15 protein-coding genes and 1 pseudogene are annotated in these 13,506 nt (G+C 31.1%); 15 read left to right on the forward strand and 1 reads right to left on the reverse strand.

The features are described 5' to 3' along the window. From RWQ73_RS02725 to RWQ73_RS02790, 14 genes and pseudogenes are all read left to right on the forward strand, one after another. Positions 1–734 (forward strand): annotated as a pseudogene (locus tag RWQ73_RS02725) (phenylalanine--tRNA ligase subunit beta); the annotation flags it as partial. A gap of 7 nt (positions 735–741) precedes the next feature. After that, positions 742–1,371 carry a glycerol-3-phosphate 1-O-acyltransferase PlsY gene (plsY, locus tag RWQ73_RS02730; protein ID WP_314406587.1) on the forward strand — a complete coding sequence of 210 codons (630 nt, stop codon included), beginning with the start codon at positions 742–744 and terminating at the stop codon, positions 1,369–1,371. Next, positions 1,355–2,206, forward strand: a complete 852-nt coding sequence (locus RWQ73_RS02735; RefSeq protein WP_314406588.1) for a tetrahydrofolate dehydrogenase/cyclohydrolase catalytic domain-containing protein — start codon at positions 1,355–1,357, stop codon at positions 2,204–2,206. The genes plsY and RWQ73_RS02735 overlap by 17 nt, the downstream gene beginning before the upstream one ends. 179 nt (positions 2,207–2,385) lie before the next feature. Beyond that, on the forward strand, positions 2,386–2,559 hold the full coding sequence (gene secE / locus RWQ73_RS02740) for a preprotein translocase subunit SecE (RefSeq protein WP_314086892.1): 174 nt from the start codon (positions 2,386–2,388) through the stop codon (positions 2,557–2,559). Positions 2,560–2,570: 11 nt separating this feature from the next. Continuing rightward, on the forward strand, positions 2,571–3,116 hold the full coding sequence (nusG, locus tag RWQ73_RS02745) for a transcription termination/antitermination protein NusG (RefSeq protein WP_314406589.1): 546 nt from the start codon (positions 2,571–2,573) through the stop codon (positions 3,114–3,116). 38 nt (positions 3,117–3,154) lie between these two features. Then, positions 3,155–4,012 carry a DegV family protein gene (locus tag RWQ73_RS02750; RefSeq protein WP_314406590.1) on the forward strand — a complete coding sequence of 286 codons (858 nt, stop codon included), beginning with the start codon at positions 3,155–3,157 and terminating at the stop codon, positions 4,010–4,012. Between the two features lie 23 nt (positions 4,013–4,035). Then, complete coding sequence (locus RWQ73_RS02755) at positions 4,036–4,419, forward strand: VOC family protein (RefSeq protein WP_314406591.1); 384 nt, start codon at positions 4,036–4,038, stop codon at positions 4,417–4,419. Between the two features lie 134 nt (positions 4,420–4,553). After that, entirely contained in the window at positions 4,554–5,018 is a 465-nt protein-coding gene (gene rimP, locus RWQ73_RS02760) for a ribosome maturation factor RimP (RefSeq protein WP_314406592.1), read from the forward strand. A gap of 20 nt (positions 5,019–5,038) precedes the next feature. After that, complete coding sequence (gene nusA / locus RWQ73_RS02765) at positions 5,039–6,070, forward strand: transcription termination factor NusA (RefSeq protein WP_314406593.1); 1,032 nt, start codon at positions 5,039–5,041, stop codon at positions 6,068–6,070. Between the two features lie 13 nt (positions 6,071–6,083). Beyond that, complete coding sequence (gene rnpM, locus RWQ73_RS02770; protein ID WP_314406594.1) at positions 6,084–6,371, forward strand: RNase P modulator RnpM; 288 nt, start codon at positions 6,084–6,086, stop codon at positions 6,369–6,371. Continuing rightward, a complete protein-coding gene (locus tag RWQ73_RS02775; RefSeq protein ID WP_314406595.1) occupies positions 6,371–6,682 on the forward strand; it encodes a ribosomal L7Ae/L30e/S12e/Gadd45 family protein in 312 nt (103 codons plus the stop codon). Before rnpM ends, RWQ73_RS02775 begins: the two co-directional genes overlap by 1 nt. Then, the gene (gene infB, locus RWQ73_RS02780; RefSeq protein ID WP_314406596.1) at positions 6,682–8,736 is read left to right on the forward strand and encodes a translation initiation factor IF-2; all 2,055 of its coding nucleotides are present in this window, start codon (positions 6,682–6,684) and stop codon (positions 8,734–8,736) included. The genes RWQ73_RS02775 and infB overlap by 1 nt, the downstream gene beginning before the upstream one ends. 12 nt (positions 8,737–8,748) lie before the next feature. Then, positions 8,749–9,108, forward strand: a complete 360-nt coding sequence (rbfA, locus tag RWQ73_RS02785) for a 30S ribosome-binding factor RbfA (RefSeq protein WP_314406597.1) — start codon at positions 8,749–8,751, stop codon at positions 9,106–9,108. Between the two features lie 204 nt (positions 9,109–9,312). Further along, positions 9,313–10,911 carry an ATP-binding cassette domain-containing protein gene (locus RWQ73_RS02790; RefSeq protein ID WP_314406598.1) on the forward strand — a complete coding sequence of 533 codons (1,599 nt, stop codon included), beginning with the start codon at positions 9,313–9,315 and terminating at the stop codon, positions 10,909–10,911. Between the two features lie 49 nt (positions 10,912–10,960). On the opposite strand, the gene RWQ73_RS02795 is transcribed toward RWQ73_RS02790, so the two are convergent. After that, positions 10,961–11,428: a GAF domain-containing protein gene (locus RWQ73_RS02795; RefSeq protein WP_314406599.1), complete on the reverse strand. Its 468-nt coding sequence runs from the start codon at positions 11,426–11,428 to the stop codon at positions 10,961–10,963. A gap of 315 nt (positions 11,429–11,743) precedes the next feature. Here RWQ73_RS02795 and RWQ73_RS02800 point away from each other — a divergent pair, with 315 nt between their 5' ends. Further along, positions 11,744–13,438, forward strand: coding sequence for a septation ring formation regulator EzrA (locus RWQ73_RS02800; protein ID WP_314406600.1), 1,695 nt, complete (start codon positions 11,744–11,746; stop codon positions 13,436–13,438). Positions 13,439–13,506 lie beyond the last annotated feature (68 nt).

Here is a 13,506-nt window from a genome sequence, read left to right on the forward strand (position 1 = left end):
GATTATTAAATACAGTACAATATAATGTAGCTAGAAAACAAAAAGATTTAAAACTTCTTGAAATTGGACGCGTATTTTTCGGTAGTGGTGATGACAATATTCAACCAAAAGAAACATTGTATTTGAGTGCAGCTTTAACTGGTGAAGAAAGAGCAACTAAATGGCTTAAAGAAAGTAGTGCTTTAGACTTCTTTGCGGCTAAAGGATATTTAGAAGTTGTATTTGAACGTTTAGGATTAGATGAGAAAGTTACGTATAAAAAATCTACTCTTGAAGGTATGCATCCAGGTCGCTTTGCTGAGGTTTATTTAGGTGAAAAACGTATTGGATTTATCGGTGAAGTTCATCCACAAGTTGCAGACAAACTTGGATTAAATAAAACTTATGTATTTGAAATTAATTTAGATGAAGTAATTTCAGAAAGCAAAGTTAAGCCTAAATACGAAGAAGTAACAAAATATCCAGAAATTACACGTGATATTGCAATGCTAGTTGACGTGAAAGATGAGTATCAAAATATTTATAATGTTGTTGAATCAGTAAATAATAAGTTAATTAGCAAAGTAGAATTATTCGATTTATATGCTGGTGCTGAGTTATTAGCTGGTAAGAAATCTTTAGCGTTAACAATTACTTATAGCGATAAACAAAAAACTTTAACAGATGAGGAAGTAACATCAGTGCATGATAAAGTACTTGCTGCACTTACAGCGTACGGAGCTATTATTAGGTAGGTAGTCTATGATTACACAAATTATATTATTTTGTATTTTGGCATATGTAATTGGATCTATTCCTTTTGCATTGATAGTAGGAAAAGTATTTTATAATACTGATATTAGGACATTAGGAAGTGGAAACTTAGGTACAACAAATACATTCAGATGCCTTGGAAAAAAAGCAGGGATAACTGTTTTTGTATGTGATGTATCAAAAGGGATTGTAGCTACATTTTTACCAACATTAATGTTAGGTAGAGTAGATTTTCTATCAGTATTTGGAGCTTTTGCGATGATAGGGCATGTGTTCCCTATCTTTGCAAACTTCAAAGGAGGAAAAGCGGTAGCAACAGGATCAGGAGTTTTTATATTCTTATATCCTATGTTGAGTTTATTATTATTGGTAATATTCTTTACAACGTTATTCTTAACAGGATATGTTTCTTTGGGAAGTATCTTAATGAGTATAACTGCTATTGGATACTTAAGTATTTTTGAATCAGGTATTGATAAGTGGATAATGATAGTCATGTGTGTATTTGTTATTTATGTACACAAAAAGAATATATCAAGGTTAATAAATGGGACAGAAAATCAATCGAAATTGAAATTGAAATTTAAAAGGGGAACAAAGAATGACAAAAATCATTAGTGGAACTGAGCTTGCAAAGAAGTTGCGAGAAGAAATAAAAAATGAAGCAGCTGTATTAAGAGAAAAAGGTGTTGAACCAACACTTGCTGTAGTATTAGTTGGAGATAATAAAGCTTCAAGAAGTTATGTAAATTCAAAACATAAAGCTTGTTTAGAAAATAATATAAATTCTGTAAAAATAGAATTACCAGAAGAGATTACTACTGATGATTTACTAAATGAAATTAAAAAATTAAATACAGATGATAAGGTTCATGGGATCCTAGTACAATTACCTTTACCTAAACATATAGATGAGGAAAAAGTTTTGAATGCTGTTAGTGTACTTAAAGATGTTGATGGTTTTCATCCTGTAAATGTTGGTAAACTGGTTATTGGTGAAGCTAAACTTATCCCGTGTACACCATTAGGAATTTTAGAAATGATAAAATCTACTGGAGAAGAAATTTCTGGAAAACTAGCATTAGTAATTGGAAGAAGTAATATTGTAGGAAAACCTATATCAACTTTACTACTTCAAAATAATGCAACGGTAATTACTGCGCATTCTAGAACTAAGAACCTGGAATCATTAATTGAACAAGCGGATATTATAGTGAGCTGTGTAGGTGTCGCTCATTTCTTAAGTGGAAAAGAAAAAGTTAAACCAACATGTACAATTATCGATGTAGGTAATAATTATAAAGATGGTAAATTAGTAGGTGATGTAAATCTAGATGAATTTTTAGATAAAGTAGCATACATTTCACCAGTTCCAGGAGGGGTAGGACCATTAACGATTACTATGTTAATGAGAAATACTTTAACTGCTACTTATGATTTACTGAATAAATAAATTAAGGAATTATATAAGTAATTTGAGACTATATTTAATTGAAAAGTTAATGATTTAATGATACAATAATATATTGTACAAGAATGCATTATTTTTAAAGATATAGACTTATAATTTAGACTGTGATATAATTTTAGAAATATATATAGTAAGAAATTTATGTGGGAGGTTTGTAATTAATGATTAGATTTCTAGGAAAAGTTGCTGCTGAAATGAGAAAAGTAAGTTGGCCAACTTTTAGCGAACTTGTTAGAAAAACATTGATTGTTATTGTTGTAGTTGGAATATTAATGTTATTTAGCTACGTAGTTGATTTAGGAATAACTGCTGGAATTAGACATTTCAGTAGATAAGAGAGGTTATTATGAGCGATACAGTAAGTAAAGAGTGGTATGTGATACATACATATTCTGGATATGAAAACAAAGTTAAAGATAATATTGAAAAAAGAGTTGAGTCTCTTGGTATGGAGGATAAAATTTTTAGAATCGTTGTACCTGAAGAAAAAGAGACAATTTTAACTCCTACTGGAAAGAAAAAAGAAGTTAATAGAAAAACATTCCCAGGATACGTTCTTGTTGAGTTAGTTATGACTGATGACTCTTGGTTCGTTGTTAGAAATACGCCTGGTGTAACAGGATTTGTTGGATCTCATGGTGGAGGTTCAAAACCAAGTCCTTTATTACCTGAAGAAATCAACTTTATTTTACAACAAATGGGATTATCTAGTGTTGTAGATATTGATATTGAAGTTGGAGATTATGTTCGTGTTATCTCTGGCCCATTTGTTGGTATGGAAGGTAAAGTTGTTAACCTAGACTTACACAACTATAAAGTTGATGTTATGATTGAACTTATGGGTAGAGAAACCAAGGTTGAGCTTGAGCTTTATAATATAGAAAAATTCTAAGAAAGGAAAAGCTATCTCTAAAGATAGTCGGATAGAGTGTGGAAAAAATTGCTATAATTATGGATTCAACTGCATATTTATCAGAAGATTTAAAAAAAGAATTAGATATTAGTACTGTTTATTTAAATCTTGTTATTGGTAATAATTCATATAAAGAAATAATTGATATGCCTCTTGATAAATATTATGATTATTTAAAAAATCCTAATAATCCCTTCCCGACAACTTCTCAACCAGCTATTGGAGAAGTCGTAGCTTGCTTAGAAAAATTAAAAGAAGAAGGATATACTGATGTTATCGCTATCGCTTTATCTAGCGGAATAAGTGGTACGTATTCATCTTATTCTGTAGCTGGACTAATGGTCGATGGTTTAAATGTTCATCCATTTGATTCTGAAGTATCTTGTAGACCAGAAGGTTATTATGCTATTAAAGCAGCAAGATTAATTAAAGAAGGAAAATCTTGTAAGGAGATTATTTCAGCTTTAAATGAAATGAAAAAAGTGTCTAAAGCGTATTTTATGGCTGATGACTTATCTCATTTGCAAAGAAGTGGTCGTTTAAGTGGAGCTCAAGCAATGGTAGGAAGCTTACTTCAGGTGAAACCATTACTACATTTTGATGATAAAGTAATTGTACCGTTTCAAAAAATTCGTACTTATAAAAAAGTAGTATCAAGAATGTATGAATTGTTTGATGAATACTATAATCAACACAAAAATGAGAACATTACAGTTTGTGTTCTACATGTTGACGCATTAGAGAAAGCAGAAGAGATTAAGAAATATATTGAAGAAAATTATTCGAATGTAACTGTTGATATAGATGGAATAAGTCCAGTTATATCTACTCATCTTGGTATTGGTGCAGTTGCAATCGGATGGACAATATTATAATAACAAATTAAGAGGTGGAAAAAATGGTTCAAACTATGGCACATACTTGCTACCGTGTAGCAAACCTAAAAGAATCAGTAAAATTTTATACTGAAGCATTTGACTTTGTTGTAAGTCGTGAAAGAGACTTTCCAGAGTACAAGTTTACATTGGTATATTTAACTTTACCTGGATCTAATTATGAATTAGAATTAACTTATAATTATGATCATGGTGCTTATGATCTTGGCGATGGATATGGTCATATTGCTATTTCTGTAGAAGATTTAGAGGCACTATATGAAAAACATAAAGCGGCAGGATATGATGTAACAGACCTTAAAGGTTTACCAGGATTCCCGCCAAGCTACTACTTCATTAAAGATCCAGATGGATATAAAATTGAAGTTATTCGTACTAAAATGTAGTTATCATTTGATTTATTTATAATCATATGATATAATTTAGTTAAATTGAAATAAATTACCGAAAGGGTGGTGAATTTTGAAAGGTTCTCCGCTCTTTTATATTGCAATGAAAAATTAAGAAAGAGGTGCACTGTATGAGTATAGTAGATAAAGTAAAAGTTATAGCAACGAAACAGGCTGAAAATACGGAATTTTCTCTTTATGATGTGGAATATGTTAAAGAGGGTACTGAGTACTTTCTACGTATCTATTTTGATAAAGATGGTGGTCTTACGCTTGATGATTGTGTATTACTAAGTGAAAAACTTGCAGAAGAACTTGATAAAGAAGATTTTATCAGTGACAAATATTATTTAGAAGTTTCTTCTCCAGGTATTGAGAGAGATTTGAGAAACTTAGAAGAAGTTACTAATTCTGTTGGGAAGTATGTTTATATAAAAACATATGAAAAAATTGATGGTCAAAAAGAATTTTATGGTGATATATTAGCTGTAGAAGGTGAAGAAATTACGATAGAATATAAAGATAAGGCGAGAGTGAAGAAATCAACGATTAATTACACTAAAATCGCTAAAATTAGATTAGCTGTTAAATTTTAATTATTAAAGGAGAAAGAAAGATGAGCAAGGATTTGCTTAAAGCTATTAAATTAATTGAACAAGAAAAAGGAATTGCAGAAGATATATTGGTAGAGGCTATTGAGTTGGCTTTATTATCTGCATATAAAAAGAATTTTAATGCTGCTAAAAATGTACGAGTAGATTTCAACAGAGCTACAGGTGATTATAAATTTATCATTAGAAAAGATGTTGTAGAAGAAGTTTATGATGATAGAATTGAGTTTGCATTAGAAGATGCTTTGAAAATCAATCCTGCATATGAAGTAGGAGATATTTATGAAGTTGTTGATTTACCAAGCGATTTTGGTCGTGTTGGTGCACAAGCTGCTAAACAAGCATTATTACAAAGACTTCGTGAAGCTGAAAAAGAAATTCTTTATAAAGAATATATTGAACATGAAGGTGAAATTCTTTCTGGTACTATAGATAGAATTGATACTAGATACGTATATGTTAAGCTTGGAAAAATAGAAGCTATTCTTGGTGAAAATGAGAGAGTTAAAGGAGAAACTTATGTTCCTCAAACTCCAATTAAAGTGTATATAGCTAAAGTTGATAACCCAACTCGTGGAAGTAAACCACATGTATTAGCTTCAAGATCTCATCCAGAATTTATCAGAAGATTATTCGAAATCGAAGTCCCTGAAATTTATAGTGGTACTGTTGAAATTAAGAGTGTATCACGTGAAGCTGGAGAAAGAACTAAATTAGCAGTTTTTGCTGAAGATAAAAATATTGATCCTGTAGGGGCTTGTGTTGGTAATAAAGGAGAACGTGTTAATCGTATAGTTGAAGAATTAAACGGTGAAAAAATTGATATTATTACTTGGGATGCTGATCCTGTTAAATTTATCACTAATGCGTTAGCACCGGCTAAAGTTGAAGAAATCTTAATTGATGAAGAAGAAAAAATTGCAAATGTAAAAGTTAAAGATGATCAACTTTCACTAGCAATTGGTAAAAAAGGTCAGAATGTTCGTCTAGCTGCTAAATTAACAGGTTGGAAAATCGACATAAAAGCTGCTGAATAGTGAGGTATTGATTATGAAGAAAAGAAAAGTACCAACAAGAAAATGCATTCTAACAAACGAGATGTTTGCTAAAAAAGATTTATTAAGAATTGTAAAGAATAAAGAAGGCGAAATCTCTGTAGATCCAACTGGGAAAAAAGCTGGGCGTGGAGCATATGTTGTAGCTGACCTAGAAGTTATAAAAGCTGCACAAGAGAAGAAACAACTAGAGAAATTTTTCTCAACGTCACCGGAAATTATGGAGCCTATCTATAACGAAGTAATTAGATTAATTTATAGAAAGTCAATTCCACAGAAATAATGATAAAAGTATATAATTTATTAGGTTTAATGCAAAGGGCAGGTAAACTTATTACAGGTGAAGATTTAATTACAAAGAATTTAAAAAATAATAAAATCAAATTGTTAGTTATTGCTGAAGATTGTGGTGTTAATACAAAAAAGAAATTAACGGATAAGGCTAATTTTTATAATGTTAAATACATCGAATTTTCTACAATAGAGAATATTAGTACTGCGATAGGCAGAGATAATCGTGTAGCTGTTGGAATAACTGATGATGGATTTATAAAGAAATTTAAACAATTATTAGAAGAAGGAGGAAGACAATAATGAAAAAAGTCAGAATTTATGAGTACGCCAAAGAAGTCGGAAAACAATCGAAAGACCTTATTACAGTTTTAAAAGATGCGAATATTGAAGTATCGAATCATATGTCAATGCTAACAGAAGAGGGGTTAGCTAAGCTTGATAGTGTCTTCAAGAAACAAGAGGAAACTATCCAAAATGAGCAATCTTCAAATAACGAAGGTAAGAACAATAAAAAGAAAAAAAATAAAAAAGAGAAAAATAGAAAAGCTCAAAAACAACAACCAGCTATTATTGAAGCTCCAACAGAAGAGACAATTTCGGAAGATACTATTTTAGTAAAAGATGGAATGACTGTTGGTGAACTTTCAGAAGCTTTAAGTGTAGGTTCTACTGAACTTATAAAAAAATTATTCATGGAACTTAAAATAATGGCGAATATTAACCAGTCTCTTACTTTAGAGCAAATCGAGTTAATAGCTATGGATTACGGTAAAGAAATCCAAGAGGAAGTAGAAATTAATAAAGAAGACTTAGATCTTTACTTCGAAGTTGAAGATGCTGAAAAAGATCTTAAAGAACGTGCTCCAATCGTAACAATTATGGGACATGTTGACCACGGTAAAACAACATTATTAGATACAATTAGAAATTCTCGTGTTACAGCAGGAGAAGCAGGTGGTATCACTCAGCATATTGGTGCCTATCAAGTACGTGCTAAAGATAAAAAAATTACATTCTTAGATACACCGGGGCACGCCGCATTTACTACAATGCGTGCACGTGGAGCTAAAATCACTGACGTAACTATCTTGGTTGTTGCTGCAGATGATGGTGTTATGCCTCAAACAATCGAAGCTATTAACCATGCTAAAGCAGCTGATGTGCCTATTATTGTTGCGGTTAACAAAATGGATAAACCACAAGCTAACCCTGATAGAGTAATGAATGAATTAGTAGAATATGGATTAATTTCTGAAGAATGGGGTGGAGATACTATCTTCGTACCAATCTCAGCTCTTAAAGGTGAAGGTATTGATGAATTATTGGAAAATATTTTATTAGTAACTGAAATGCAAGAATTAAAAGCTAATCCAAATCGTTTAGCATTAGGTACAGTTATCGAAGCTAAACTTGATAAAGGTCGTGGAGCTGTAGCTACACTATTAGTACAAAATGGTAGCTTAAATGTTGGAGATCCACTAGTAGTAGGTAATACATTTGGTCGTGTTCGTGCTATGATTAATGATCGTAGTAAAAACATCCAAACAGCTAAACCATCTACTCCTGTAGAGATCACAGGTTTACAAGACGTTCCAAATGCAGGAGATCGTTTCGTAGTATTTGGAGATGAGAAAACTGCTCGTCAAATCGGTGAAAAACGTCAACAACAATATATTGAAACTACTCGTCAAGCAAGTTCAGCTGTTTCACTAGATACATTATTCGAACAAATGAAACAAGGTGAGATGAAAGACCTTAACATTATTATTAAAGCAGACGTTCAAGGTTCTGTTGAGGCATTAGCTATGTCATTAGCAAAAATTGATGTTGAAGGTGTTAACGTACGTATTATCCACACTGGTGTTGGTGCGATTAATGAATCTGATATTACATTAGCAGTTGCATCAAATGCAGTAGTAATTGGATTTAACGTTCGTCCTGACAATAATGCTAAACAAATGGCGCAAACTGAGCAAGTTGATATCCGTCTGCACAGCATAATTTATAAAGTTATAGAGGAAATCGAAGCAGCGATGACTGGATTATTAGATCCGGAATTCGTAGAGAAAGTTATCGGTCTTGCAGAAGTACGTCAAGTGTACAAAGTATCTAAAATTGGTACAATCGCTGGTGCTTATGTAACTGAAGGTAAGGTATCACGAGATGGTAAAGTACGTGTAATCCGTGATAGTGTAGTTATTTACGAAGGTGAAATAGATACATTAAGAAGATTTAAAGATGATGTAAAAGAAGTACAAAGTGGTTATGAATGTGGTATGACTGTAGAAAACTTCAACGATATTAAAGAAGGAGATGTATTCGAAGTATACATCATGGAAGAAGTAAAAAAATAGGAGGAAAACTTTATGTCAGAACTTAGAGTTAATAGACTTGCAGAACAAATAAAAAAAGAGATTACATATGTATTAGCTACAAAAGTGAAAAATCATGATTTAGGATTTGTTACTGTAACAGAAGTTGCTTTGACAGGGGATTATTCTCAAGCAAAAGTGTTCTATACTGTTTTAGGTGGAGAACGTGAAAAAGAAAAAACAAAAGAAGCTTTTAAGAAAATTAAAGGTTTCGTAAAAAGTGAAGTTGCTAAGAAAATTAAAATAAGAAAATTTCCAGAATTAATTTTTCAATACGACACTACTGCCGAATATGCTTTACACATTGAGAGTTTAATTGCTAGTGTTAGTAAAAAGGATAAAGATGAAGATTAATTAGAATAGAGGAGCGGTTTAATTATTGTACATATAAAAAATCTTTAATTAAATCGCCCTAGCATGGCTTCTTTTCTAATTAAATAAAAAAGTAATTAGCTATGACTTCTAAAAAGTTATGTTTGAGATTTTTTGAATTTATTTAGACAGTAAAATTCAATATTTCAAATTTTTAGTAATATAAAAATTTTAAAGGAGAATATAATGTTACAAGTAACTAATTTAGGTTTACGTTTTGCAGATAGAAAATTATTTGAAGATGTAAATATAAAATTTACAAATGGTAACTGCTACGGTTTAATCGGAGCTAATGGAGCAGGGAAAACAACATTTTTAAAATTGTTATCTGGTGAAATAGATTCACAACAGGGTCACGTATCTTTAGGGAAAGGTGAACGTCTTGCAGTACTTCGCCAAAACCACTTCGCTTATGAAGAAAATAGAGTTATTGATGTTGTAATGATGGGGCATGAACGTCTATGGGATGTTATGAATCGTAAAAATGAAATCTATATGAAAGATCCGTTCACTGAGGAAGATGGAATCATCGCTGCTGAACTTGAAGGTGAGTTTGCTGAAATGGATGGTTGGACTGCGGAAAGTGATGCGGCACAACTTCTTGAGGGATTAGGTATTGCTGTAGAATTTCATGATATGCTTATGGGTGAGCTTGATAATGCTATTAAAGTTAAAGTTCTTTTAGCTCAAGCGTTATTTGGTAATCCTGACGTACTTCTTCTGGATGAGCCAACCAACGGTCTTGATATTAGTGCAATTAAGTGGTTAGAAGAGTTCTTAATTAACTTTGAGAACACTGTTATCGTAGTCAGCCATGACCGTCATTTCTTAAATAACATCTGTACACATATATGTGACTTAGACTTTGGTAAGATTCAACTATATGTTGGTAACTACGATTTCTGGTATCAATCTAGTCAGCTTGCTAGAAGAATGGCAGAAGATAACAATAAGAAAAAAGAAGAAAAAATTAAAGAATTACAAGAATTCATCGCACGTTTCTCAGCGAATGCTTCTAAATCAAAACAAGCAACAAGTAGGAAGAAAATGCTTGATAAAATTACTCTTGACGATATTAAACCAAGTAGCCGTCGTTACCCATATGTTCGTTTCACACCAGATCGTGAAATTGGAAATGATTTATTAATCGTTGACGGTGTAAGTAAAACTATTGAAGGTAAAGAAGTATTAAGCAATGTAAGTTTCACTGTAAATCCTAACGATAAAGTTATCTTATTAGGAGATGAAGTTTCTAAAACTACATTATTAAAAATTCTTGCAGGTGAAATGGAACCAGATAGTGGAACAGTTAAATGGGGTATTACAACTTCTAGAAGTTATATGCCAAAAGATAACTCTGAATATTTTGAAGGATTAAAACTTTCACTAGTAGAGTGGCTTCGCCAATATGCTTCTCCTGAAGAAGAAAGTGAAGCGTACTTACGTTCATTCCTAGGTAGAATGTTATTCTCTGGTGAAGAAGCACTTAAACGCGCTCATGTATTATCAGGGGGAGAAAAAATGCGTTGTATGTTATCTAAAATGATGTTATCTAAAGCTAACGTTATTCTTTTAGATGAACCTACAAACCACCTTGACTTAGAGTCTATTACAGCAGTCAATGAAGGTATTATTGCATTCAAAGGTTCTGTATTCTTCACATCTCACGATTATGAGTTTATTCAAACAATTGCAAATAGAGTAGTTGAATTAACACCTGAAGGTGCAATCAATAAAGAGATGGATTACGAAAACTATCTAAGATTCAAAGGTATTATAGATTAAAAAAACTAGGAGATATACTGTTTTGGTATATCTCCTTTTAGTATTGTAATTAAAAACTTACTTTCTCAAAAACTTGTTTTGTAACTTCGTTAAATGCTGCAACTTCTTCTTTAGAGAATCTATTGAATTCGATAGAATCTATATCAAGTAAGGCTACAACTTTATCGTTTTGAATGATTGGAATTACTAACTCACTATTAGTGGTACTATCGCATGCAATATGTCCTGGAAACTTATGAACATCTTCAACGTAAATAGTTTCGCGCGTAGTGAAGCAGTGACCGCATACACCTTTATTAAATGGTATACGAGTACAGGCAACTTTTCCTTGGAATGGTCCAAGAACTAGATTGTTATTTTCCTCATCTAATAAATAAAAACCAACCCAGTTTGTATTTGGTAAGTATTCTTTGTACAGAGCTGACAAATTAGATAAATTAGTAACTAAATTGTCCTCTTCTGATACTAATGCTGTGGCTTGTGCTATAAATAATTGTTTATTTTCTACTATATTCATTACTATACCTCATAAAATAGACTTTTTACTATTCTCTCACAATAGGTAAAAAAAATAAAGCGATAAGTGCAGTAGTTATTAAATAATATTGTTTAGAAAGTTTGTAATTATATTTCGATACTATATAATTATGTATATTTTGTATTTTTACAATTTATCAAAAATATTTAGTAATAACTTTGAAAAAAATATTGAAAAAATTTTAAAAAAATGATTGAAACACTTTGTTTTTTGTGATAAAAATGGTATAATTTTGTTAGGTTATTGTATTAATAAACGTAAAAAATTAAATATAAAATTTCAGGGGGAAGATATATGACATATATATTTTTATTTGTGTGTATCCTTGTTCTTGGAGGAGTAGTAGCACTATTCATCTTTAGAAATAGGAAAAAACAAGATTTATACCCTCTTTTAGTTATGAAAGATGAGCTAGAAAGAGAAACACTATCTGATGATTTGAAAAAAGTAAAAGCACTTGAAATTGCTGGTAAGGCTGAAAAGCTTTATGCACAATGGGAAAGTGAATGGTACGAAATTCAAAGTATCGATATTGAAGAACTTGACAGAGATCTTTATAGTGCAGAAACTTATATTGATAAATTTAATTTCAAACGTGCTGATGAAATTATAATGAACAGTGGTGAATTAATAGCGAATATCAAGGATAGAATCGCTGGAATTAGAAAAGAAATTAAAGAATTAACAGAAGTTGAACCTAGAAATAGAGAACTATATGAAGAAATCGTTGTTGAGTACAAAGAGCTTAATAGAGAACTATTAGCAAAACGTCATCAATATGGTGCGGCAGCTGAACAATTTGAACAAAATATCAAAGAAATAGCTCCACAACTTGATGATTTCAAACTTCTAACATCTACAGGAAAATACATTGAAGCTCAAGATAAGATTAATTATGTGAAGGAATTAATTACTAGTCTAAAAGAAAGAATGGAAGTTTTACCTGATCTGTTAAAAGAAATTGAAAAAACTTGTCCTGCTCAAATTCAGTCGTTAAGACTTAAAGTTGAGGAAATGGAGAAAAAAGGATTTAAACTAACTCACTTAGAAATTTCTAGTAAAATAGAAAGTAGCGTGTGGCAACTTAGTGATGCTCGCGAAAAAGTTAAATCTGGTGATGTTGATTTAATTGAAAATATTCTTGATGGAATATACGATGTTATCGATGAGGTATCTAACGACCTTAAAAAAGAACTTGATTATAAAAAATACATTGAAGAAAACTATAGAGAAATAACTAATAAACTTGAATTACAAGATAAATTAAATGAAGCTCTATACAATAATATTCAAGAAATCAAAAATAGATACCAAATCTATCAAAAAGATGAAGAAATGGTAGCCAACTATTATGATGAATTAAGTGAGTTACTTGATGTTAAACATGATATCGATGTTTATATAAATAATCAACCGAAACTTAATTATAAAGATTTGAAAGAAAAAGTGGAATTATTAGGTCAAGGTTTAGAAAAAATCGAAGAAGATCAAACTAATTATTCAAGATACTTAACGAGTCTACGTGAAGAAGAAGGTCACTCTCGTGAAAAACTTATTTTCATCAATCAAGAAAAAGAAGTTATTAAACGTAAGTTAGATAATTCAAGAGTGCCAGGATTTAGTGATAGATTTATCGTATTATACAAAGATGTTACGGATAGCTATAAATACGCTATAGAGGAACTTAAAAAAGAACCAATTAACATTGATTTATTAAAACGTGCTGTTGCTGAGGCAGAAGAATCATTAGATATCTACGCTTCAGAAGTTAATAACATTCTTACTGATATAGAATTAATAGAAAAACTTATTCGTTATGCGAACAGATACAGAAAAGATAATATTGAATTCCATCAACAATTAACTGTTGCCGAGCAATATTATAGAGAATATCGTTATAACAAAACTCTAGAAATTATTAGAAATTCTCTAGACAAAGTTGAGCCAGGTGCATACGAAAGAATAAGAAATTCAGTAAAACCAAGATAATAAAGAAACCCTAGTTTTAGGGTTGTATACTAAATCCGGGGCATGGAAAAAATTCCAGTCCCGGATTT

Origin of the sequence: uncultured Gemella sp., from assembly GCF_963525875.1 — a bacterium.
In the GTDB taxonomy this organism is placed as follows: domain Bacteria; phylum Bacillota; class Bacilli; order Staphylococcales; family Gemellaceae; genus Gemella.